This is a genomic window from Cellulomonas gilvus ATCC 13127, from assembly GCF_000218545.1.
Taxonomy (GTDB): Bacteria; Actinomycetota; Actinomycetes; order Actinomycetales; family Cellulomonadaceae; genus Cellulomonas; species Cellulomonas gilvus.
Map to the genome: position 1 here is coordinate 3426555 of NC_015671.1, position 21889 is coordinate 3448443.

Consider the following 21889-nt stretch of genomic DNA (forward strand, 5'->3'; position numbering starts at 1 on the left):
CGTCAGGCCGTCGGCACCAGGTCGGCGGGCTCGGCGGTGAGCCGCTCGAGCTCGCGCTCCTGCGTCAGCTCGCGGCGGTGCGCGCGCACGGACCAGGCGATGGCCAGCACCCACACGACGGCGAGCGCACCCAGGACCCAGGCCTGCGCGGGCGTGCCCTTCAGGCCGACCCACTCGGAGCGGATGATCGTGCGCGTGTTGGTCAGCACGATCACGCCGCCCACGGCCGAGCCGAGGATGCGCGCGGGCAGGATGCGGACGAGCCACGCGGCGATGGGTGCCGCGATCAGGCCGCCGACGAGCAGCGCGAGCACCCAGCGCGCGTCGATGCCCGCCGAGCCCAGCGAGAACAGGAAGCCGAGCGAGGCCGCGATCGCGACCAGGAACTCGGACGTGTCGATCGAGCCGATGACCTTGCGCGGCTCCATGCGTCCCGACGCGAGCAGCGCGGGCGTCCCGACCGGTCCCCAGCCGCCACCGCCGGTCGCGTCGACGAAGCCCGCGACCAGGCCCAGCGGCGCCAGGAACCGCTTGCGCTCCGCAGTCCCGAGCCGGTCCTTGCGCAGCCCCTTGAACGTGAACCGGATGAGGATGTACGTGCCGAGCGCGAGCAGGATGCCGGACATCACGGGTGCCGCGGCATCGGTCGCCAGGCGCGAGAGCACCGTGGCGCCCAGGAACGCGCCGATCGCCCCGGGCACGCCCACGCGCCACACCACGCGCCAGTCCACGTTGCCGAACCGCCAGTGCGAGACGCCGGACGCGAGCGTGGTGCCGATCTCGGCGAGGTGCACCGTGGCCGACGCGGCGGCGGGGTTGGTGCCGATCGCCAGCAGCAGCGTGGTCGACGTGACGCCGTAGGCCATGCCGAGCGCGCCGTCCACGAGCTGGGCGGCGAGGCCGACGACGGCCAGGAGGACGAGCTGGGGCATGGCGGGTCACCTCGGGAGCAGCGGGCAGGACGCGATATCCGATAATCCCGACCGGCAGACTCGATATTCAACCCCGGTCCGGCATCCGAGACGGATCGGCTCACCGGACGCGCACGCGGCACGCGGCCTACGGGTTCTCCCACGCGTCGGCGCGCTGCAGCATCGCCTGCACGGGAGCAGGCAGGTCGCCCGAGGCGAGCGCCTCGAGCGTGACCTCGTCGAGCACGTCGCGGACGCTCACGCGCAGCGCGACCCACACGTCGAGGAGCGCGGTGGCCGACCCCTCGTACGACAACGAGGGCGGACGCTCGTCGCGCACCGTGACCAGCGGGCCCTCGGTCGCGCGCATCACGTCCGCGAGCGTGATCTCGGACGCGGGACGCGCGAGCTTGTAGCCCCCGGACCGGCCGCGCACGCTCACGACGACGCCACCCCGGCGCAGGTCGCCGAGGATGCGCTCCAGGAAGCTCGTCGGCAGGCCCTGGCCGGCCGCGAGCGTCTCCACCGCGACCGGCTCACCGGTCGGGTTGGTCGCCAGCTCGGCGCACGCCCGCACCGCATAGTCCGCCTTCGCCGAGACCCGCATGCGCCCATTGTGCCCGGCCGAGCGCGTCCGCCCGCGCCGACCCCGTGACCCGGGTCAGGTCCGGAGCGTGGGCGCGGGGCGCGCGTCGGGCGGCGCGGCCTGGGTCGGGATGTGGCCCACCAGCAGGTCGGCGAGCGTCACCGAGTCGAGGACGCCGTGCAGCGACTCGTCGAGCGCACCCCACAGGGACGGCAGGTGCTGTGCGACGCCCCGGTACGCGATCGCCTCGGGCGGCGTGGCCCGCACGGTCACGAACGGCCCCTCGAGCGCGCCGACCACGGGCCCGACGAGGATCTCGCCCGCCGGCCGGGCCAGCTGGAACCCGCCTCCCGCGCCGCGCTTGCTCACCACGTACCCGAGCTTGCGCAGCTCGGTGAGGATCGCCTCGGCGTACTCACGCGGCAGGTCCTGCTCGGCGCTGAGGGCCTCGGCGGTGACCAGCTCGGGGGCGCGCTGCGCGAGCAGCAGGAGAGCGCGGACGGCGTAGTCCACCTTCGCGGAGATGTGCACGCGCGCGCCTCAGGCCGACCGGCCGGCGGTCACGGCCCCGGCCGCGGCGAGCGGGGTGGGCACCAGGGCGCGCAGCCACACGGTGGCACCCGTGCGCAGCCCGAGCTCCTCGACCTGGGCCCGCGTGAGCTGGACCCACGGCGTCGAGCCGTCGGCGGCGCGCGTCTCCACGCGCACCTCGTAGCCCACCCGCAGCAGCCGGGTGACCTCGGCCTGCACGGCGCCCGCGCGCTCGTCGGTCAGGACCTCGATGTCGTGCGGGCGCACGAGCGTCCCCGCCAGCCGCGTGACCGGGCCCAGGAAGGACATGACGAACTCGTTGGCGGGGTGGTCGTACAGCGCGCTGGGCGAGCCCATCTGCTCGATGCGGCCGTCGTTGATCACGACGATCTCGTCGGCGACCTCGAGCGCCTCCTCCTGGTCGTGCGTGACGAACAGCGTGGTCACGTGCACCTCGTCGTGCAGGCGGCGCAACCAGTCCCGCAGCTCCTTGCGGACCTTGGCGTCGAGCGCGCCGAACGGCTCGTCGAGCAGCAGCACCTCGGGCTGGACCGCGAGCGCACGCGCCAGGGCCATGCGCTGGCGCTGCCCGCCGGACAGCTGGGACGGCAGGCGGTCCGCGAACTGCTCGAGGTGCACCAGCTCGAGCAGCTCACGCACGCGGTCGCGGATCTCGGCCTTCGGCCGCTTGCGGATCTCGAGGCCGAACGCGACGTTGCGCGCCGTGGTCAGGTGCTTGAACGCCGCGTAGTGCTGGAACACGAAGCCGACCGAGCGCCGCTGCGGGGGCAGGTACGTGGCGTCGCGGCCCGCGATCCGCACCGTGCCGCGGTCCGGGTAGTCCAGCCCGGCGATGATCCGCAGCAGCGTGGACTTCCCGCCGCCGGACGGCCCGAGCAGCGCGGTCAGCCCCCCGGGCTTCACGTCGAGGTCGATGTCCTGCAGCGCGACGAAGTCGCCGAACGCCCGGTGCACGCCCCGCACGACGATGCCGGACGCGTCCGCCCCATGGGCAGCCGTGTGGCTCATGACCTGTCCTCCTTCGGCCGCAGCGCGGCGATGACGACGATCAGCGCGACGGCGATCGCCATGAGCACGAACGCGGCGGCGAACGCCTGCCGCTGCGCGTCCGCACCGAACTCCTGGTACGAGTCGTTGACGTAGAGGGTGAGCGTCTGGGACTCCCCGGCGACCGAGCCGGAGACCACACGCACGGCGCCGAACTCGCCGAGCGACCGCGCGAGGCTGAGCGCGACGCCGTACGCCAGCGCCCACTTGATGGTCGGGAGCGTGATGCGCCAGAACCGCTGCCACGCGTTGGCGCCGAGCGACTGCGCGGCCTGCTCCTGCTCGATGCCGGCCTCCTCGAGCGTCGGCACCACCTCGCGCAGCACCAGCGGCAACGAGACCAGCACGGTGGCCAGCACCATGCCCGGGACCGCGAAGATCACGCGGAACCCGGCGCTCTCCAGCTGCTCGCCGAACCACCCGTAGGTCCCGAAGACCAGGATCAGCGCGACGCCGACGACGATCGGCGAGATCGAGACCGGCAGGTCGATCACGGCCGACAGGAACCGGCGCCCCCAGAACCGGTACCGCACCAGCAGGTAGCCCATACCGACGCCGAACACGGTGTTGAGCACCACCGCGATGCCGGCGACCAGCGCGGTCAGCCGCAGCGCCGCCAGGAAGTCCTCGGACCGCAGCACGTCCCACACCGGGCCGAGGCCGTCGGCGAACGTGTGCTGCACCACCGAGACGACGGGCAGCGCCACGAGCGCGAGCACGTAGCCGATGGCGATCAGGCGCAGCACCCACGCGGTGCGGGTGGTGCGCCGGCGCAGGCGGCGGACGTGCGGCGACGGCGGGAGCGCCCCACCCGGACGCGTCCCGGCACGCGCAGGCTGGTCCGCGACCAGCGTCACGTCAGCCACGGCGCGCCGTCCGGCGCTGGAGCACGTCGAGCAGCACCAGCACGACCACCGCGACGCCCAGCAGCAGCGTCGCGACGGCCGCGGCCTGCTCGACCTCCTGCGACTCGATCATCTTGAGGATGTACGACGAGGACACCTGCGTCTTCCCGATCAGGTTGGCGGAGATGAGGATCACGGAGCCGAACTCGCCGAGCGCACGCGCGAAGCTCAGCGCGGCGCCGGACACCACGGCGGGCGTGACGGTCGGCAGGATGACGCGGCGGAAGATGGTGGGGCCGGACGCCCCGAGCGAGGCGGCGGCCTGCTCGACCTCGCGGTCGGCGTCGATGAGCACGGGCTGCACCGAACGCACCACGAACGGGAGCGTGACGAACAGCAGCGCGAGCACCACGCCCGCCTGGGTCCCGACCAGGTTGATCCCGAACGGCCCGCTGGGCCCGTAGAGCGTGATGAGCACCAGGCCCGCGACGATGGTCGGCAGTGCGAACGGGATGTCGATGACGACCTCGAGCACGCGCTTGCCCGGGAACGAGTCCCGCACCAGGACCCACGCGATGAGCGTGCCGACCACGGCGTTGACCACCGTGACGAACGCCGCGGCGCCCACCGTGAACCGGATGGCGGCCAGCGCCTCGTCGTCGGTGACCGCGGCCCAGAAGCCCGCGATCCCGTCGTCGAACGCGGTCGAGACGATCGCCGCGATCGGCAGCAGCACCAGCAGGCTCAGCCACAGCACGCCCACGCCCAGGCCGAGGCCCGCGCCACCGGTCAGCTCGCCGGGGCGACGCCCCCGCCCGGAGGCGGGGGGCGTCGCCCGGTCGACGTGGGTGAGCAGGGACATCAGCCGCGCAGCTTCGTGACGAGGCCGTTCTCCTTGTCGAACAGCTCGTCGTTGACCGCGCTCCAGCCGCCCAGGTCCTCGACCGTGATGATGTCGACGTCCGGGAACGGGTTGGCCGGGTCGTTGGCGCCCTCGACGTCGCCCGTGGGCGCCACGCCGCTCACCGAGCGGAAGCCGTGCGCCACCAGGATCTGCTGACCCTCGTCGCTGCGCACGTACTCCAGGAAGTCCTTGGCCGCCTGCGACGCGGTCGTCGTGACGGCCGCGGGGTTCTCGATGAGGAACGTCGTCTCGGGGACGACGTAGTCGAGCTCGACGCCCGCCGCGCGCGCCGCGATCGCCTCGTTCTCGTAGGAGATCAGCACGTCACCCGTGCCCTTGACGAACGCGTCCGTCGCGGTGCGGCCCGAGTCGTTCCAGCTCACGACGTTCTCGACGAACTTGCCCAGGTAGGCCTCGGCCGCCGCGGTGTCGTCGTTCTCCCCCAGCGCCTGCGAGTACGCGCCGAGCAGGTTCCACTTGGCCGAGCCGGACGTGCCCGGGTCCGCGGTCACGATGCCCACGCCCGGCTTCACGATGTCGTCCCAGCCCTGGATGCCCTTCGGGTTGCCCTTGCGGACCGCGAGGACCACCACCGAGTCGGAGACGATGCCGTGGTGCTCGTCGTCCGCCCAGGTCGGGTCGACCAGGCCCGCCTCGACGATGTTGGTCACGTCGGGCGTCAACGACAGCGCGACGAGGTCGGCGTCCTGTCCGGCGATCACGGCGCGGCTCTGGGCGCCCGAGGCCCCGAACGAGCCCTTGACGGACGTGCCCTTGCCCGCGTCGGTCGCGGCGAACCCGGTCGCGAGGTCGTCGTAGGCGGCCTGGATCACGGCGAACCCGACGAGGTCGATCGCCTTGTCACCGCCGCCGGCGCCGGCGGTCCCGTCGGCGGTCGTCTCGGGCTCGTCGGACGAGCCGCACCCGGCCACGGCCAGGAGCGACGCGGCGACGAGCACCGCGGCGAGGCGTGACGACGTGCGGGCGCGCGGCCCGCGGAGGGTGGACATCATGTCGGTGAGCTCCCTGAGAGGACGGCGGGGCTCGGGCCAATCCCGAGTTACCCGATCAGAACGATCGGCATACTAGGGGAAACCGACCCGCCCGTGTCCAGCCCTGCCCACGAAATCCACCCGACGACGCCGAACCGTGGCAATCCGTCCTGCTGATCCGGCAAGATGCCCCGGGTGACCACCGCGCCGGCCCTGACGACCGTCGCCCCGCCGTCGAGACCGGCGGCACCCGCCCGCCGTGGTGACATCCAGGGGATGCGGGCGCTCGCCATCATCGCCGTGGTGCTCTACCACGCCGGGGTCCCCGGGCTGACGGGTGGGTTCGTCGGCGTCGACCTGTTCTTCGTCGTCTCCGGGTTCCTCATCACCGGCCTGCTGCTGCGTGAGGTCGCCGGTCGCGGCCAGGTTGACCTGTCGCGGTTCTGGGCCCGCCGGGTGCGCCGTCTGCTGCCCGCGTCCACGCTCGCCCTGCTGGCCACCGGCATCGGGATCGTGACGCTCCTCCCGCTGCTCGAGCGCAGCGCTGCGCTGGTGGACCTGCAGTGGGCGACGCTGTTCTCGGCGAACTGGCGGTTCGCGCTGCAGGAGACCGACTACCTCGCCGGCGGACGCGCCACGAGCCCCGTCCTGCACTTCTGGTCGCTGGGCGTCGAGGAGCAGTTCTACGTCGTCTGGCCCTTGCTGATCGCCCTCGTCGTGGTCGCGGTCCGTGCCCTGCACCGTCGCACCGGGGCCACCCCGTCCGGCGTGCCGACGCGCACCCTGACCGTCGTCATCGCGGCCGTGGCGGTCGCGTCGTTCGTCGAGTGCGTGCGCCTGACCACCACCAACCAGCCGTTCGCGTTCTTCGGCACCCCTGCGCGAGCGTGGCAGCTCGCCGCGGGCGCGCTGCTCGCGCTAGGTGCGCGGCAGGTGGGCAAGCTGCCCGCGGCGGTACGTCAGGCACTGGCCGTGGCAGGGCTCATCGGCCTGGGAGTCGCGGTGGCGGCGCTCTCCGAGGGCGGACGCGGCGGCCTCGCCTACCCCGGCTGGGCCTCGCTGCTGCCGACCCTCTCGGCGGTCGCGCTGCTGGCCGCGGGGACCGGGGGCGACACGCTCGTCGGCCGAGCCCTGTCGGTCCAACCGCTGCAGTGGATCGGCGACGTCTCGTACTCCTGGTACCTCTGGCACTGGCCGTTCCTGGTGATCGGCGGAGCCGCGCTCGGCGGCGCGGGCCCGCGGGGCCGGATCGCGCTCGCGCTCGCGTCGCTCGTCGTCGCCGCTGTCGCCTACCGGTTCGTCGAGAATCCTCTGCGCAGCGCACCCCGGCTGGCTCGCTCGAACCGTCTGTCGATGGCGTTCGGTGCCGTCATGGTCCTCGTCACCCTCGGGGCCACCCAGCTGCTGGCGGCCCGCACGCAGGACACGGTCGAGAAGGGCATCCCGATCACCGTGCCCGGCCCCGACGGCGAGCTGGTGGAGCGCGTGCTGCGGCCCGACCCCGCCGTCGCCGCCCAGGACTACCGGGCGATGACACCTCTCGGATGCGCGCTCTCGTACGAGGACACGGTCCCCAACGAGTGCCTGTTCGGCGACCCGGAGGGCGGCCGCTCCGCCGTCCTCCTGGGCGACTCGCACTCCTCGGTGATGCTCCCCGGCCTCGACCTGGCGGGGCAGGCCCAGGGCTGGCGCGTCAACCTCTGGGGGAAGAACGCGTGCCCGATCGCGGACGTGACCAAGTGGGACGACCAGCGCAAGGCGGTCTTCACGGAGTGCGACGAGTACCGCACCGCGGTGCTGGAGCGCACGATCGCGGCTCAGCCGGACGTCGTCTTCCTTGTCTCGGCGTACAACTCGACCACCACGCTCATCGACCGCACCGGCGGTGCGGAGATCACCGGTGCGGCGATGCACGCCGAGATGACCGCGGGGCTGCGCTCGGTCGCGCAGCGGCTGACGGCCGCGGGGATCCACGTCGTCCTGATCGACGAACCGCCCCAGGCACCCTTCGACCCGCCGGACTGCCTCGTGGAGCAGGGCTCCGCGGAGGCCTGCGCCTTCCCTGCACCCGAGGGCTGGCGGATGTCCCCCGAGTCCGACGCGGCTGACGGGCTCGCCGACGTCGAGGTGCTCGACCTCTCGACCGCCACGTGCCCCGGCGAGACGTGCCACGTGGTCGCGGAGGACATGGTCGTGTACCGCGACCAGTCGCACCTGACCAAGACGTACGTCGAGTCGCTGACCCCTTCCTTCGAGGCGCTGCTCGCGCGTCTGGGCTGAGCCCAGCGCGGCGCCAGGCGGGGTCGGGAATACCCACCGGGGGTATGTTGCTGAGGTCGGCGACACCACCGGGAGGACCCGTGCACGGCTACACGAGCGACAAGGACGACTACCTCAAGCGCCTGCGCCGCATCGAGGGGCAGGTGCGGGGCATCGCCCGCATGGTCGACGAGGACACCTACTGCATCGACGTCCTCACCCAGATCGCGGCGGTCACGAAGGCGCTGCAGGCCGTGAGCATCGGCCTGGTCGAGGACCACCTGGGCCACTGCGTCGTCGACGCGGCCCGCCGCTCGCCCGAGGAGGGCGACGCCAAGGTCCGCGAGGCAGCCGACGCGATCGCCCGCCTGGTCCGCAGCTGATCCACCCACCCACCGAGGAGACACCCATGAGCCAGACCACAACCTTCGGCGTCGACGGCATGACGTGCGGCAACTGCGTCAAGCACGTCACCAGCGAGCTCGAGGCGCTGCCGGGCGTCACCGACGTGCAGGTCGACCTCGTCGTCGGCGGCTCGTCACGCGTGACCGTCACGTCGCAGGACCCGCTGTCCGACGAGGCCGTCGCCGGCGCCGTCGACGAGGCGGGCTACGCGGTCACGCCGCGCCGCTCGCTCCTGTAACCGCTCCTCCCACCCGCTCCCCCACCCGCGCCGCACCGGCCAAGGAGGCCCGCAGCATGAGCACCGACCAGCGCACCCCGCTCGTCGTCGACCTCGCGGTCGAGGGCATGACGTGCGCGTCATGCGTCGCCCGCGTGGAGAAGCGCCTGCAGCGCCTGCCCGGGGTGACAGCCACCGTCAACCTGCCGCTCGAGTCCGCGCACGTCGAGTCGACCGACCCGTCGGTGACGCCCGCGGACCTCGTCGCCGCGATCGAGGCCGCGGGCTACTCGGCCCGCCTCCCACAGGTCGCACCCGCGGCCGCGCACGACGAGCACGCGACGGCGCACCACGACGGGCACCCGGCGGCCGACGACGTCGAGCACGCGCTGAGCGGGCACTCGATGGCCGAGGGGCACCACATGGACCCCGACGAGGACACGTCGGCGCCCGTCGACGCGCGCGGGTCGGACCTGCGCCGCCGCCTGCGGGTCGCCGCGGTCCTCACCGTTCCGGTGGTGGTCCTCTCGATGGTCCCGGCGACGCAGTTCCGCGGCTGGCAGTGGCTGGTCACGGCGCTCGCGCTGCCGGTCGCGACGTGGGCGGCGTGGCCGTTCCACCGCGCGGCCGTGCGGGCCGCCCGGCACGGCGCGTCCACCATGGACACGCTCGTGAGCATCGGGATCGTCGCCGCGACCGGGTGGTCGCTGTGGGCCCTGCTGCTGGGCGGTGCGGGCGAGCCGGGCATGACGATGACCCCCACCCTGTGGCCGCGTGACGCGCACATGGGCGCGATGCCGGAGCTCTACTTCGAGGTCGCCGCCGTCGTGACCACGTTCCTGCTGGCCGGGCGCTACGCCGAGCACCGCTCGCGCCGACGCGCGGGCGACGCGCTGCGCGCCCTGCTCGACCTCGGCGCCAAGGACGTCGCGCTGCTGGTCACGGGCCCGGGCGGGGTGCGGACCGAGGAGCGCGTCCCGGTGGACCGGCTGCGCGTCGACGACGAGTTCGTGGTGCGCCCCGGGGAGAAGGTCGCGACCGACGGCGTGGTCGTCTCCGGCACGTCGGCGCTCGACACGTCGCTGCTCACGGGTGAGCCCGTGCCGGTCGAGGTGGGTCCGGGCGACGAGGTCACCGGCGCCACCATCAACGCCTCGGGCTCGCTCGTGGTCCGCGCGACGCGCGTGGGCGCGGACACCCGCCTGGCGCAGATCGGCCGGCTCGTGGCGCGCGCGCAGACCGGCAAGGCGCCCGTGCAGCGCCTCGCCGACCGGATCTCCGCGGTGTTCGTGCCGGTGGTGCTCGTGCTCGCGGTCGGCACGCTCGCGGTGTGGCTCGCGACCGGCGCAGGCGCGCAGGCGGCGTTCACCGCCGCGGTCGCGGTGCTGATCATCGCGTGCCCGTGCGCGCTCGGGCTGGCCACGCCCACCGCGCTGCTGGTCGGCACGGGCCGCGGCGCGCAGCTCGGCATCCTCATCAAGGGACCGGAGATCCTCGAGCGCACGCGCGTGGTGGACACCGTGGTGCTCGACAAGACGGGCACCGTCACGCAGGGCCGCATGGCCCTGACCGACGTGCTGCTGCCCGCCGGCACACCGGACAGCGCGGCCGCCCGCGCCGAGGCGCTGCGGCTGGCCGCAGCCGTCGAGGCACGCTCCGAGCACCCGATCGCCCAGGCCGTCGTCGCCGCGTGGGCGCAGGAGGCGGGCCCCGGGCCCGAGGAGCCCGCGGCCGGGCAGGACGGCGTGCAGATCGGCTGGGACGAGGTCTACGACTTCGCGGCGACCCCCGGCCGCGGCGTGCTCGGCGTGGTGCGCACCGCGCACGCGGGAGTCGGGATGGGCCACCGCGTGCTCGTCGGACGCCCGTCGTGGCTCGCGGAGCACGGCGTCCAGACCGTCGCGCTGCACACCGCGTTCACCGAGGCCGAGCAGGCGGGTGCCACGGCCGTCATGGTCGCGTGGGGCGGCACCGCACGCGCGGTGCTCGTGGTCCGTGACCCCCTGAAGCCGACGTCGCGCGCGGCCGTCGACGAGCTGCGCGCCCTGGGCCTGCGCCCGCTGCTCCTCACGGGCGACAACGAGGGCGCCGCACGGGCGGTCGCCCGCGAGGTCGGCATCGAGGAGGTCGTCGCGCAGGTCCTGCCCGAGGACAAGCTCGCGTGGGTGGAGCGGCTGCAGCGCGACGGCCGGCGCGTGGCGATGGTCGGCGACGGCGTCAACGACGCGGCCGCGCTCGCAGCGGCCGACCTGGGCCTGGCCATGGGCACGGGCACCGACGTCGCGATCGAGGCGGCCGACATCACGCTGGTGCGCGGAGACCTGCGTGCCGCCGCACAGGCCATCGCGCTGTCCCGCCGGACGCTGCGGATCATCCGGCAGAACCTGTTCTGGGCGTTCGCGTACAACGTGGCGGCCATCCCGCTCGCGGCGCTCGGACTGCTCAACCCGATGATCGCCGGCGCGGCCATGGCGCTGTCGTCCGTGCTCGTCGTGAGCAACTCGTTGCGCCTGCGCCGGTTCGCCCGCTGACCGCGCCGACGACGGGCCGCCGCGCCGCCGGGATCACCGGAAGCGGCGGCCCTCGTCGGCCCGGTACGCCAGCACCGCGAGCGTCGCGAACAGCGCGGTCCATCCCAGCAGCACGGGCAGCGCGAGCGCGTACGCCTCGGTGCCCGTGGTCATCTGCACCACCAGGTCGCGCACCGCGCGCGACGGCAGGCCCTGCGACAGCACGTCCAGCCAGCGCGGGAACGCCTCGGGCGGCATGAACAGGCCACCCGCGAACGCGAGCGGGAACAGCACGGCCTGCACCACGGGGATGGCCGCCTTGGACGTGAGCCGGTACCCGATCGCCAGGCCCAGCAGCAGGAACGGCACCGCGGCGGCCACCACGAGCACCAGCGACCACAGCGCCTGCGCGGGCGTGAGGCGCGCCGCGGTGAGGAGCCAGCCGACCAGCACCACGGGCACGAGGGCCAGGTAGCACCACAGCAGCCCGTTGAGCACACGGCCGGTCAGCCGCGGGCCCGGACCCGCGGGCAGCGTGCGCAGGTACGGGTCGAACGGCCGCTGCCGGTCCTCGGACACGCCCGCACCGAACGAGAACAGGCACGTGGACATGACCGCGAACGTGCCGAGCTGGGCCACCGCGGCCGTCGCCGCCACGGGGTCGGAGGCGACCTGCGGCAACGGGACGACGAAGAACAGCAGCGCGAGCGCCGGGAACAGCAGGTTGCCGATCACCGCGATGGGGATGCGCACCGTCTCGACGAAGCCCAGCCGTCCGTGCAGCCACGCGAGCCGCCAGAACGGCTGCGGGCGGGCCGCGCCGTCATCCTGCACGACGGCGTCGCCGGTCGCGGTCATCGTCCCGCCCCCGCCGGGGATCCGGCATGGTCGTCGGCGAGCTCGTCGGCGCCCGCGGTCAGCGTCAGGAACGCCTCCTCGAGCGAGGCGCCGCGCACCTCCAGGTCCCGGAAGGGCACCTGCTGCGCGACGAGCGTGCGCACCACCTGGTCCGCGTCGGCCGCGAGCAGCGTGAGCCGCTCGTCGTCGCCGTGCGGCTGCGACTGCACGCCCTCGACGCCCGGGACCGCCTCGACCACGCCGCGCGCCGAGGGCGGGACCGTGAGCAGGATCCGTCGCCGGGAGACGAGGGCGAGCACCGCCCCGAGGTCCCCGTCGGCGAGCACGCGGCCCTGCCCGACGACCACGACGCGCTGCGCGAGCTCCTCGATCTCCTGCAGGTAGTGGCTGGTCAGCAGCACGGTCGCACCGTCGGCGTGGTAGTCGCGCAGCGCCTGCCAGAGCACGTGCCGCGCCTCGACGTCCAGCCCCGTGGTCGGCTCGTCGAGCAGCACCAGGCGCGGCCGCCCGACGAGCGCGAGCGCGACCGCGAGCCGACGCTTCTGGCCGCCCGACAGGCCGCCCGTCTGCCGGCGCGCCAGGTCGGTGAGCCCGAACCGCGTCAGCACCTCCTCGAGCGGCATGGGGTCGCGGTAGTGCCCCGCGACCAGCTGGACCACCTCGGCGACGCGCAGCGTGTCCGGCAGGCCCGTCTCCTGCGGGGTCGTGCCCAGGCCCAGCCGCGAGGACGCCGAGCGCGGGTCGCCGCCGAACAGCCGGACCGTGCCCGCGTCGGGCTTGCGGAGCCCGCTGACCAGGCTGAGCAACGTCGTCTTGCCCGCGCCGTTGGGCCCGAGCAGGCCCACCAGCTCGCCGGGTCGCACCGTGAGCGACACGTCGTCGAGCGCGACCACCGCTCCGAACCGGCGCGTGACACCGGTCAGCTCGACCACCGGCTCGTCCGTCGTCCTGCTCACCATGCGCGGCCCCCTCGGCACCGGCGTCCGGGCTGCTCCGCCCGACCGTCCACGGTGGAGTCTGCCCAGGCCCGCGGTCCGGGGCAACGACCGCACGGCATACGGACCTACAGTTCGTCGCATGACCGGCGAGGCCATCGCGCAGACCACGGCTCCCCCGCCGTCGGAGCGCGCCGTGCGCCGCCGGCTCACGGTCGAGATCTGGATCGTGCTAGGCCTGTCGCTCGGGCGCTCGGGCGTGTACGCGATCGTGAACATGCTGGACCGGCTCACCGCGGGCCCGGCGCTCGCGGACCAGTCGACCACCATCAACCAGACGCTCAACGCGCGGCCGTGGCTCGACGTGATCTACCAGGTCCTCGCGATCGGCTTCGCGCTGGTCCCCGTGGCGCTCGCGCTGTACCTGCTGTCCGCGGACGGCCGCTCGGCGGTCCGCCGGATCGGGCTGACGTTCGCGCGCCCGTGGCGTGACCTGGGCATCGGGGTGGGTCTGGCCGCGGCGATCGGCGTGCCGGGGCTGGGCCTGTACGCGATCGGCCGGGTGCTGGGCATCACCGTCCAGGTGCAGCCGACGACGATCGACGACCACTGGTGGACCATCCCGCTCCTGATCGTCCTGGCGCTCAAGAACGCGCTGCTCGAGGAGGTCGTCGCGGTCGGCTACCTGATGGAGCGCCTGCGCACGCTGCGCTGGTCGACGCCCGCGATCATCGCCGCGAGCGCGCTGCTGCGCGGCTCCTACCACCTGTACCAGGGCTGGGGCGCGTTCGTCGGCAACGTCGTGATGGGCGTCGTGTTCGCCTGGTACTACCGCCGCACGCGGCGCGTGATGCCGCTCGTGGTGGCGCACACCGTCATGGACATCACCGTGTTCGTCGGCTACGCCCTGATCCCCCCGGGGTGGCTGGCCGCCGTCGGCCTCGACTGACAGCCGGACGGGGCACCCCGGCGCGTCGCGCTGCCTAGACTCGCCCCTATGTCTGTGCGCCGGCCGAAGGTTGCCGCGTCGGCCGACCCCACCACCGCGGGTGCCGACGTGCCGCGCGCCGACCTCGAGACCGCACAGAGCATGCTGGCCGGCGTCCTGACGGGCGGTCCGGCCCCCGAGCAGACCCGGCCGGACGCCGAGGCGGAGGCCGCGCGCATCGTGGTCGACGACGCGCCCGCGGTCCGCGTGCACCACCCGAGCGACGTGATCGCCGCGAGCATCGCCGGTCTCGGCATCGCGCTCGTCATGGTCCTCGCCACGTACGCGCAGCACACCACCACGGGCGTCGCGGAGGACGTGCAGGGCTTCGCCACGCTGCTGCGCCGCATCCTGTTCGTGCCCGTGCAGGTCCTCGAGGGGTTCGTGACCCTCGTCGTCCCCATCGCGGTGGGCATGGAGCTCGCGTTCCGCCGGCTCGGGCGCCAGCTCATCGAGGCGCTCGCCGCCGCGGTGCTCGCCGTCGGGCTGACGGCCACCACGGTGCTGCTGGTCGAGCGGCTCGGGTCCGACGAGCTGGTCCGCGGGCTCTCGGTCCTCGAGCGCGGGGCCTGGACCCTCACCGTGCCGGGCTACGTCGCGATGCTCGCGGGCCTCCTCACGGTCAGCGGGCCGCGGTCCCGGCGACGCACGGTCGCGTGGGGCTGGAACCTGCTGTGGGTCGCGATCGCGGTCCTGCTGGTCACCGCGCAGGTCTCGCTGCCCGGCCTCGCGGTCGCGCTGCTGCTGGGTCGGGTGGCCGGCCTGGTGGTGCGGTACGGCTCGGGTGTGCGCAGCGAGCGCGCGTACGGCGAGAGCCTCGTCGCGGGGGTCCGCCGTGCGGGGTTCGAACCGGTGCGGCTGCGCCGCATCGACGCGTCCGACGACCCGCTGGGCGACGAGACCGCGCACGACGCGGCCGCGCGCGCGCTGGTCCGCTCCACCGGCTACCGCACCTACGAGCTGACCACCGACGCCGACGAGCGCCTCGACCTGGTCGTCGTCGACGGCGACCGGCAGGTGGCCGGAATGGTCTCGCGCGTGTGGCGCTCGTTGCGCCTGCGCGGGCTCGAGGGGCGCTCGGTCCAGTCGCTGCGCCAGACCACGGAGCGCACCGCGCTGCTGTCCTACGCCGCGCGCGCGGCGGGCGTGCGCACCCCCGAGCTGCTGCGCGTCGCTGAGGCGCGCGACTCGATGCTCCTGGTCCAGGCGCAGCCGGGGCGCGCCGTGCCGCTCACCGACCTGCCGGACGACCTCCTGACCGACGAGCTGCTCACGGAGGTCTGGGCGCAGCTGCGCACCGCGCACGACGCGGGCATGGCGCACCGCGCCATCACGTCGGACGTCGTGCTGGTCGACGACGTCGTCGGACGGCCCATGGTGTGGCTCGTCGGCTGGGAGACCGGCTACGTGGCCGCCGCCGACCTGGCGCGGCGCATGGACCTCACGCAGCTGCTGGCGATGCTCGCGCTGCGCGTGGGCGTCGACCGCGCCATGCAGTCGGCCATCCGCGCACTGACCGACGACGACATCGCGGCGATCGGCCCGCTCCTGCAGGGCATCACGCTGCCCGAGCTGACCCGCAGCCAGCTGCGCGGTCAGCGCGGCGTGCTCGACGCGCTGCGCGCCGCGATCGTCGCGCGCCTGCCCGAGGCGGACGTCGAGCCCCAGCAGCTGGTGCGGTTCGGTGCGCGCACGGTGCTGACGATCATCGTGCCGATCGTCGCGATCCTGTTCGTCGTCACGCGCGTCAACATCGACGAGATCACCGACGCGCTGCGCGCGTCCGACTGGCGCTGGACCGCGCTCGCGTTCGTGCTCGGCCTGCTGCCCGTGGTCGGCGCGAGCATGACGCTCATCGCGTTCTCGCCCGCACGCCTGCCCGTGTGGCGCACGCACGTGGTGCAGGCCGCCGCGAGCTTCGTCGCGCTCGCCGCTCCCGCGGGGATCGGTCCGGCCGCGCTGAACCTGCGCATGCTCACGCGCCGCGGGGTCAGCACGTCGCTCGCGGCCGCGACGGTCGCGATGGTCCAGGTCAGCCAGCTCGTCGTGACGCTCGCGCTGCTCGTGGTGCTGTCCGTGACGTCAGGCGGCAGCGAGTCGCAGCTGCCCATCTCCCCGACCGTGCTGATCGCGGTCGCGATCATGGCCGCGCTGGTCGGCGCCGCGCTGCTGGTGCCGTGGGTGCGGCAGTGGGCGCTGGCCAAGATCGTCCCCACGCTGCGCCAGATCTGGCCCCGCCTGATCGACGTGCTCGGCCGCCCGTGGCGCCTGGCCGTCGCGGTGACCGGCAACCTGGTGATGACGCTCGGCTTCGTGCTCGCGTTCGACGCGTGCCTCGCGGCGTTCGGCCAGGAGGCCAGCCTGATCCAGGTGGCGATCGTCTACCTCGCCGGGAACACCGCCGGTGCGCTCGTGCCGACCCCCGGCGGCATGGGTGCGATCGAGGTCGCGCTGGCCGCGTCGCTCGCCACCGTCACGGGCATCAACCCCGGTATCGCGACCTCGGTCGCGGTGCTGTTCCGGCTGGTCACGTTCTGGATCCGGATCCCCCTGGGCTGGGTGGCCATGCGGTACCTGCAGCGCACGGGCGAGCTCTGAGGCCGCTGACGTCCGCACGCGTCGCCTGCGCACCCGGTCGGACCCGTCCGCTCGAGGTCGGGTCCGGATCCTGGTCTGCGAACGACGAACGCCGATGCGGTGTCCGCATCGGCGTTCGGGTGGCACCGGGGTGCCGGGTCGTGTGGCCGTCAGGCCGCCGCGGGCTCGCGCTGCGAGGGGATGCGGTCCAGGACGCTCCGGCTCGCGGCCAGCACGGCCCACGCCTGAGCGCGGGCGAGCGGCGACGATGCGGGGCTGAGGGAGGGGGACTGAGACGGCTCGAGGGGGAACCCGGTCTGGTCCATGAAACTTCCTGTCTCTTCGGTAGCCCGGCTGACCGTCGTGGGTCCCGTGGCTTTGCGTCCCCTCCTCGCGGAGGGTTTGCCGTTTCGCTGACAGGTCTGACAGTAGACCACCGCACTTTCCTGGGCCAAGGGCGCGAAACCCCCCAAATACTCCAGGACAGCGTTTTCACCCGTTCGGCCCAGTGTCCGTTACGTCCGGGCGGGACGAACGTCCTACGGTCGGTCGGTCCGTCCGCCGCGTGCGCGACCGGACGGGTGTCACCGCAGGTCACAGGCGTCGTTTCACCGCTCGACGTGGTACCGCCACGACCGCCTCGGCGCCCAGCCGAGCAGGCGGCGGGCCTTGTCGATGCCCAGCAGCGTCTCGTGGCCCTCGAGCGGCCGGCGCACCGGCACGTCCGGCAGGTAGGTGGCCGCGAGCTCCGCGCTGGGGGTCTCGAGGACCGTGTCCGGGGACGCGATGACGAACGCCTCGAAGCCGCGCAGGTCGCTCTCGAGCGCGAGGCGGACCGCCTCGGCACCGTCCACCGCGTCGATGTAGCTCCACAGGTTCCAGTCGCGGTCCTCGGGCCGGAAGGAGGCGAACTGCGCGTAGTCCTCCTCGACCATGACGTTGGAGAACCGCAGGGCCAGGATCTTGAGCTCGGGGTCCCAGCGAGCGAAGTGGCGCGCCATCTCCTCCTCCACCGCCTTGCCGAGCGAGTACGTGGACTCCGGGCGGACGGCGTACTCCTCGTCGACCGGCACGTACGGGGGCGGCGTCTCGAACGGCAGCCCGAGCACGGTCTCCGACGACGCCCACACCACGTTCCTGATGCCCGCCTGCCGTGCGGCCAGGAACACGTGGTGGGTCGCGACGACGTTGTTGGCGAACGTGGCGCCGCTCGGCCGCAGGCCCGGTGCGGGGATCGCCGCGAGGTGCACCACCGCGTCGATGCCGCGGTAGCGGTCGTCGACCCCGTGCATCACCTCGACCACCTGGCCCAGGTCGGTGAGGTCGACACGCGTGAACCGGGCCGGCTGGCCGGGCGGCGGTGCGGCGGTGTCGACGTTGACCACGTCGTACCCGTGCTCGGCGAGGTGCGTCACCACCGCGCGCCCCAGCTTGCCGCTCCCACCCGTCACCAGCACCGCAGTCATGGCTCGACGCTACCCGCGGGACGCTCGTGACGTCCGGGCGGCCGCTCAGTCCGCGTCGAGCCAGACGTGCGCGGGCGGCAGGAGCGCCTCGAGCTCGGGCCACAGGGCATCCGGGAGCGCGCGTCCGGCGGCCTCGACCGTGGCCTGCACGCGCGCGGGCCTGCTCATCCCGACGACGGTCGACGCGATCTGCTCGTCGCGCAGCGAGAACTGCAGCGCCGCGGTCGCGATGTCCGTCCCGTGCGCCGCGCACACCTCGCGCATCCGCGCGGCGGCGTCCAGCACCTCACGCGGGGCGGGCCGGTAGCCGTACGTCGTCGGGCCCCCCTGCTGCGCCGCGAGGATGCCTCCGCCGTACACGGCCGCGTTGAGCACGCCCATGCCGCGACGACGCGCCTCCGCGATCAGCGGGCCCGCGCTGCGGTCCAGCAACGTCCAGCGGTTGTGCACCAGCAGCACGTCGAACACGCCGAGGTCCAGGTACCGCGCCATGTCCTGCACGCGCCCGCCCGCGAGCCCGATCCGGCCGACGACGCCCGCCTCGCGGAGCTCGACGAGCGTGTGCACGGCGCCGCCGGGAGCCGTCATCGCCGCGAAGTCGTGGAACTCCGGGTCGTGCAGGTGGACCAGCGGGAGCTCGTCGAGCCCCAGTCGCGCCTTGCTCTCCGCGACCGACGCGCGCACCCGGTCTCCCGAGTAGTCCACGCCGCGCGGGTCCACCTTGGTGGCGACGACGACGTCGGCGGGCTTGCCGTCCGCGAGCGCGAGCGCGGCCCCGATGCGCCGTTCCGACTCACCGTCCGAGTACCCGTTGGACGTGTCGAGGAAGCGGATCGGCGAGTCCAGCGCGGCCAGCACGGTCGCCACGCCCTCGTCGGCCGGGACGTCGCGTCCGAACAGGTCCGGCATGCTGCCGAGCGGGCCGCCGCCCAGCGCGACCGCCGAGACCGTGAGGTCCGTGCCGGGCAGCGTGCGCAGCCAGGCGGGGCGCCCGGGTGCGTGGTCGGGCTGGGTCACGGCGGTCCTCCAGGGTGGGCGCGGGGTCGGTCCAGGGTCGGTCAGCGGGCCGCGGCCAGGAACTCCGCGAGCAGGGGCCCCGCGGTGGTCGAGCCGTACTCACCCTCGTCGACGAACACCGCGACCGCCAGATCACCCTGGATCGCGATCATCCAGACGTGGTTGCGCAGGTCGTCCTCGGGGCCGAACTGGGCGGTGCCGGTCTTGGCGGCGACGGGCTCACCCGGCACGTCCTGGAGGAACGCGGCCCCGCCGTCCGTCACCACGCCGCGCATGAGCTCGCGCAGCTGGGCGGCCTCCTGCTGCGTGAGGTCGACCAGCGGGCGGACCGGCCCGGCGTCGTCGGTGGGCTGCGGCGTCCCGGGCGTGGCCTGCTCGCGGTCGCGTGCCTGCGCGTCGTCGTCGACGACCAGCTGCGGCAGCACCGTGCGTCCGGCCGCGACCGAGGCCGCGACCGTCGCCATGCCCAACGGTGAGGCCAGCACGCGGCCCTGCCCGATCATCGTCGCCGCGTGGTCCGTGCCGTCGGAGTCGGACGGCACGGCGCCCAGGAAGGACGCGTAGCCGAGCGCCGCCTGCGGCAGCAGACCCAGCGAACCCGCGGCGTCCACGACCGCGTCCTGCGGCGCCGCGTCCCGCTGACCGATGAACGCCGTGTTGCACGAGTTCGCGAACGCGGTGCGCAGCGGGATCTGCCCGAGCGCGTCGGCCGGGTAGTCCGGGAAGTTGTCGAACCGGCGCCCGTCCACCACGACGCTCGGCTCGCACCGCACGTCGGACTCGGGCGACATGCCCGACCGCAGCAGCGCGAGCGCGCTGACCACCTTGAAGGTCGAGCCCGGCGCGTACTGGCCCAGCGTCGCGGTGGACATGCCCTCACCGCCCGCACCGCTCGCCGCCGCGAGCACGGCCCCGGTGGAGGGCCGGATCGCGACGACCGCGGACGCGGGCACCACGTCCCGCAGCACGTCCTCGGCCGTCTGCTGCAGGTCGAGGTCGAGCGTGAGGCGCAGCGGCTCGCCGGCCACCGGGGCGATCTCGAACAGCTCGCGCGTCGCCGAGGTCTCCTGGTCCACCGCCTCGATGGTCAGGCCCGCGACACCGCGCAGCTGCTCGTCGAACTGGCGCTGCAGGCCGGACAGCCCCGTCAGGTCGCCCGCGGCGATCGCACCCTCGGACTTCTCGATGACCTCGGCGGTCGCGGGACCGACCGTGCCCAGCACGGGCCGCGCGAACTCGCGCGTGGGGGCGAGCGGCAGCTCGCCGGGCGACGCGAGCACGCCGTCCAGCGCGGTGAGCTTCTCGACGTCGTAGGACCGGTCGCCCGTGCGCACGACGATGGCCTCGACGAACGCCTTCTCGCCCGCGGCCGCCACGCGCTCGGCGTACGCGTCGGCGTCGATCTCGAGCGCGTCCGCGAGCGCGCGCGCCGCGGCGGGCGTGCGCTCGGGCGTGATGCGCGTCTTGTCGATGCCGATGCGGAGCACCGGGCGCGCCTCGACCAGCACCTCGTCGTCCGCCCCCAGGACGTCCGCGCGCTCGGCGCTCCGGCGGACCACCGCGAGGTCCTCGCCCTCGGTCAGGTCCGGCACCAGGATCGTGCGGTCCCACGCGGTGGCCCAGACGTCCTCGTCGTCACGCGTCATCCGCGCGGTCGTCGTGTACGTCCAGTCCTCGGTCCGGCCCGTCACCCAGGTCCACGCGAGCTCGACGACCGCGCTCGCGTCGTCGTCCTCGGCCGGCTCGGCCGACTCGACCTCGACGCGCAGCGCGTCGTCGCCCAGCGCGTCCAGCACCGCGTCGAACGCGGCGGTGCGCTGCTCGGCCGCCTGGGCCGGCGTGGTCCCCGCAGCGAGCGCGACGTCGGACAGGTCACCGTCCTGCAGCGCGGCCGCGAGCGCCGCGGCGGCGTCCTGAGGACCCGGCGGGTCGTCGTCGCACGCCGTGAGCGACACGGTCGCCACCAGCGCCAGCGCCATGAGTCCGCCTGCCGTGCGCGCGTTCATCCAGCCCCCTGCTCCCGGTCGGCCCGCCGCTGGTCTCGCGGACGCCCGGCGCGCCTCGAGGCACGCGGGACGCTCGGTGCGTCGCTGCTCGGACGCGGCGTCGTCGTGACGCGCGCCGTCGCGGGGACGCGGCCGGCGGGCGGTCCCTGCGGTGCCACGCGGTCCGGTGACCGCCCGTCGGGACGCTCGTCCCGCACAGCGGGACGGTGGCACTCTACCCGGGCAACTACCCGCGACCAGGGATTTCTCCCGCCCGGAGTCGATCCTGCGCGCGCTCGCTCGTCATGCTGGTGACCGCATCCCGTACTCGCGAAGGAGCGCGCCATGCCCCGTTACCTGCTCGCCGTGGACTTCCAGCCCGGCGCCGACCCCACCCCGATGGACCGGTGGACGCCCGCTGAGGTGGACGCCCACCTCGCGTACTACGGCCGCCTCAACGACGAGCTCGCGGCACGCGGCGAGTTGGTGGGCGGGGAGGTGCTCGCCGGTCCCGACGTGGCGCGCGTGGTCCGCTCGCAGGGCCCGGGCGCGACCACCGTGACCGAAGGTCCGTTCGCGGAGTACAGCGAGTGGCTCGCGGGCTTCCAGGTGGTCGAGGTGGCGTCGCTCGAGCGCGCGCTCGAGATCGCCGCGCTCGTCTCGGCCGTCCCCGGCCGGGGCGGGGTCCCCCTGGGGCAGCCGATCCAGGTGCGGGAGATCGTGACCGTGGGACCCGCGGACGCCGAGCAGATGCGGGAGTGGCTGCGCGACGCCGACGGGACGTGAGGCTTCACCCCGGCTGCCGGGAACGCGGCCCACGCGGCGGCCGTTGCTG

20 protein-coding genes and 1 riboswitch are annotated in these 21889 nt (G+C 74.1%); of the genes, 7 read left to right on the plus strand and 13 right to left on the minus strand.

Annotation, left to right across the window (positions count from 1 at the left end; genetic code table 11):
- Positions 1 to 2 precede the first annotated feature (2 nt).
- From CELGI_RS15655 to CELGI_RS15685, 7 genes are all read right to left on the minus strand, one after another.
- Entirely contained in the window at positions 3 to 932 is a 930-nt protein-coding gene (locus CELGI_RS15655; protein ID WP_013885116.1) for a sulfite exporter TauE/SafE family protein, read from the minus strand.
- A 127-nt stretch (positions 933 to 1059) separates the two neighbouring features.
- On the minus strand, positions 1060 to 1518 hold the full coding sequence (locus CELGI_RS15660) for an RrF2 family transcriptional regulator (RefSeq protein WP_013885117.1): 459 nt from the start codon (positions 1516 to 1518) through the stop codon (positions 1060 to 1062).
- A 54-nt stretch (positions 1519 to 1572) separates the two neighbouring features.
- Entirely contained in the window at positions 1573 to 2028 is a 456-nt protein-coding gene (locus CELGI_RS15665; protein ID WP_013885118.1) for an RrF2 family transcriptional regulator, read from the minus strand.
- A 9-nt stretch (positions 2029 to 2037) separates the two neighbouring features.
- Positions 2038 to 3057 (minus strand): sulfate/molybdate ABC transporter ATP-binding protein, encoded by a 1020-nt coding sequence (locus CELGI_RS15670; protein WP_013885119.1) that lies wholly within the window; start codon positions 3055 to 3057, stop codon positions 2038 to 2040.
- Complete coding sequence (locus CELGI_RS15675) at positions 3054 to 3962, minus strand: sulfate ABC transporter permease (RefSeq protein ID WP_013885120.1); 909 nt, start codon at positions 3960 to 3962, stop codon at positions 3054 to 3056. Before CELGI_RS15675 ends, CELGI_RS15670 begins: the two co-directional genes overlap by 4 nt.
- Positions 3955 to 4803, minus strand: a complete 849-nt coding sequence (gene cysT, locus CELGI_RS15680) for a sulfate ABC transporter permease subunit CysT (RefSeq protein ID WP_013885121.1) — start codon at positions 4801 to 4803, stop codon at positions 3955 to 3957. Before cysT ends, CELGI_RS15675 begins: the two co-directional genes overlap by 8 nt.
- Complete coding sequence (locus CELGI_RS15685) at positions 4803 to 5858, minus strand: sulfate ABC transporter substrate-binding protein (RefSeq protein ID WP_013885122.1); 1056 nt, start codon at positions 5856 to 5858, stop codon at positions 4803 to 4805. Before CELGI_RS15685 ends, cysT begins: the two co-directional genes overlap by 1 nt.
- A gap of 255 nt (positions 5859 to 6113) precedes the next feature.
- Between CELGI_RS15685 and CELGI_RS15695 the strand changes: the two genes are divergently transcribed.
- From CELGI_RS15695 to CELGI_RS15710, 4 genes are read left to right on the plus strand one after another with little or no spacing between them, the layout of a single operon-like run.
- Positions 6114 to 8117: an acyltransferase family protein gene (locus CELGI_RS15695; protein WP_041574238.1), complete on the plus strand. Its 2004-nt coding sequence runs from the start codon at positions 6114 to 6116 to the stop codon at positions 8115 to 8117.
- A gap of 44 nt (positions 8118 to 8161) precedes the next feature.
- Positions 8162 to 8479, plus strand: a complete 318-nt coding sequence (locus CELGI_RS15700) for a metal-sensitive transcriptional regulator (protein ID WP_081465402.1) — start codon at positions 8162 to 8164, stop codon at positions 8477 to 8479.
- 26 nt (positions 8480 to 8505) lie between these two features.
- Complete coding sequence (locus CELGI_RS15705) at positions 8506 to 8739, plus strand: heavy-metal-associated domain-containing protein (protein WP_013885125.1); 234 nt, start codon at positions 8506 to 8508, stop codon at positions 8737 to 8739.
- Between the two features lie 56 nt (positions 8740 to 8795).
- Entirely contained in the window at positions 8796 to 11249 is a 2454-nt protein-coding gene (locus tag CELGI_RS15710) for a heavy metal translocating P-type ATPase (RefSeq protein ID WP_013885126.1), read from the plus strand.
- 33 nt (positions 11250 to 11282) lie between these two features.
- On the opposite strand, the gene CELGI_RS15715 is transcribed toward CELGI_RS15710, so the two are convergent.
- A complete protein-coding gene (locus CELGI_RS15715; protein WP_013885127.1) occupies positions 11283 to 12086 on the minus strand; it encodes an ABC transporter permease in 804 nt (267 codons plus the stop codon).
- On the minus strand, positions 12083 to 13045 hold the full coding sequence (locus tag CELGI_RS15720) for an ABC transporter ATP-binding protein (RefSeq protein ID WP_013885128.1): 963 nt from the start codon (positions 13043 to 13045) through the stop codon (positions 12083 to 12085). Before CELGI_RS15720 ends, CELGI_RS15715 begins: the two co-directional genes overlap by 4 nt.
- A gap of 118 nt (positions 13046 to 13163) precedes the next feature.
- On the opposite strand from CELGI_RS15720, the gene CELGI_RS15725 reads away from it, so the two are divergent.
- Positions 13164 to 13970 (plus strand): CPBP family intramembrane glutamic endopeptidase, encoded by an 807-nt coding sequence (locus tag CELGI_RS15725; protein ID WP_013885129.1) that lies wholly within the window; start codon positions 13164 to 13166, stop codon positions 13968 to 13970.
- A gap of 48 nt (positions 13971 to 14018) precedes the next feature.
- Entirely contained in the window at positions 14019 to 16607 is a 2589-nt protein-coding gene (locus CELGI_RS15730; RefSeq protein WP_013885130.1) for a lysylphosphatidylglycerol synthase transmembrane domain-containing protein, read from the plus strand.
- A gap of 149 nt (positions 16608 to 16756) precedes the next feature.
- Here CELGI_RS15730 and CELGI_RS17425 read toward each other — a convergent pair whose 3' ends face one another.
- The 4 genes from CELGI_RS17425 to CELGI_RS15745 all read right to left on the minus strand — a co-directional run bounded on the left by CELGI_RS17425 (position 16757) and on the right by CELGI_RS15745 (position 21075).
- Positions 16757 to 16912, minus strand: coding sequence for a hypothetical protein (locus tag CELGI_RS17425; RefSeq protein WP_013885131.1), 156 nt, complete (start codon positions 16910 to 16912; stop codon positions 16757 to 16759).
- A 15-nt stretch (positions 16913 to 16927) separates the two neighbouring features.
- A riboswitch (cyclic di-GMP riboswitch) is annotated at positions 16928 to 17003 on the minus strand.
- Positions 17004 to 17194: 191 nt separating this feature from the next.
- Positions 17195 to 18052, minus strand: a complete 858-nt coding sequence (locus tag CELGI_RS15735) for an NAD-dependent epimerase/dehydratase family protein (protein ID WP_013885132.1) — start codon at positions 18050 to 18052, stop codon at positions 17195 to 17197.
- A gap of 45 nt (positions 18053 to 18097) precedes the next feature.
- Entirely contained in the window at positions 18098 to 19069 is a 972-nt protein-coding gene (locus CELGI_RS15740) for an aldo/keto reductase (RefSeq protein ID WP_013885133.1), read from the minus strand.
- A gap of 41 nt (positions 19070 to 19110) precedes the next feature.
- Positions 19111 to 21075: a penicillin-binding transpeptidase domain-containing protein gene (locus tag CELGI_RS15745; protein WP_041574239.1), complete on the minus strand. Its 1965-nt coding sequence runs from the start codon at positions 21073 to 21075 to the stop codon at positions 19111 to 19113.
- 324 nt (positions 21076 to 21399) lie between these two features.
- Between CELGI_RS15745 and CELGI_RS15750 the strand changes: the two genes are divergently transcribed.
- The gene (locus tag CELGI_RS15750) at positions 21400 to 21840 is read left to right on the plus strand and encodes a YciI family protein (protein WP_013885135.1); all 441 of its coding nucleotides are present in this window, start codon (positions 21400 to 21402) and stop codon (positions 21838 to 21840) included.
- The last annotated feature ends 49 nt before the right edge of the window (positions 21841 to 21889 follow it).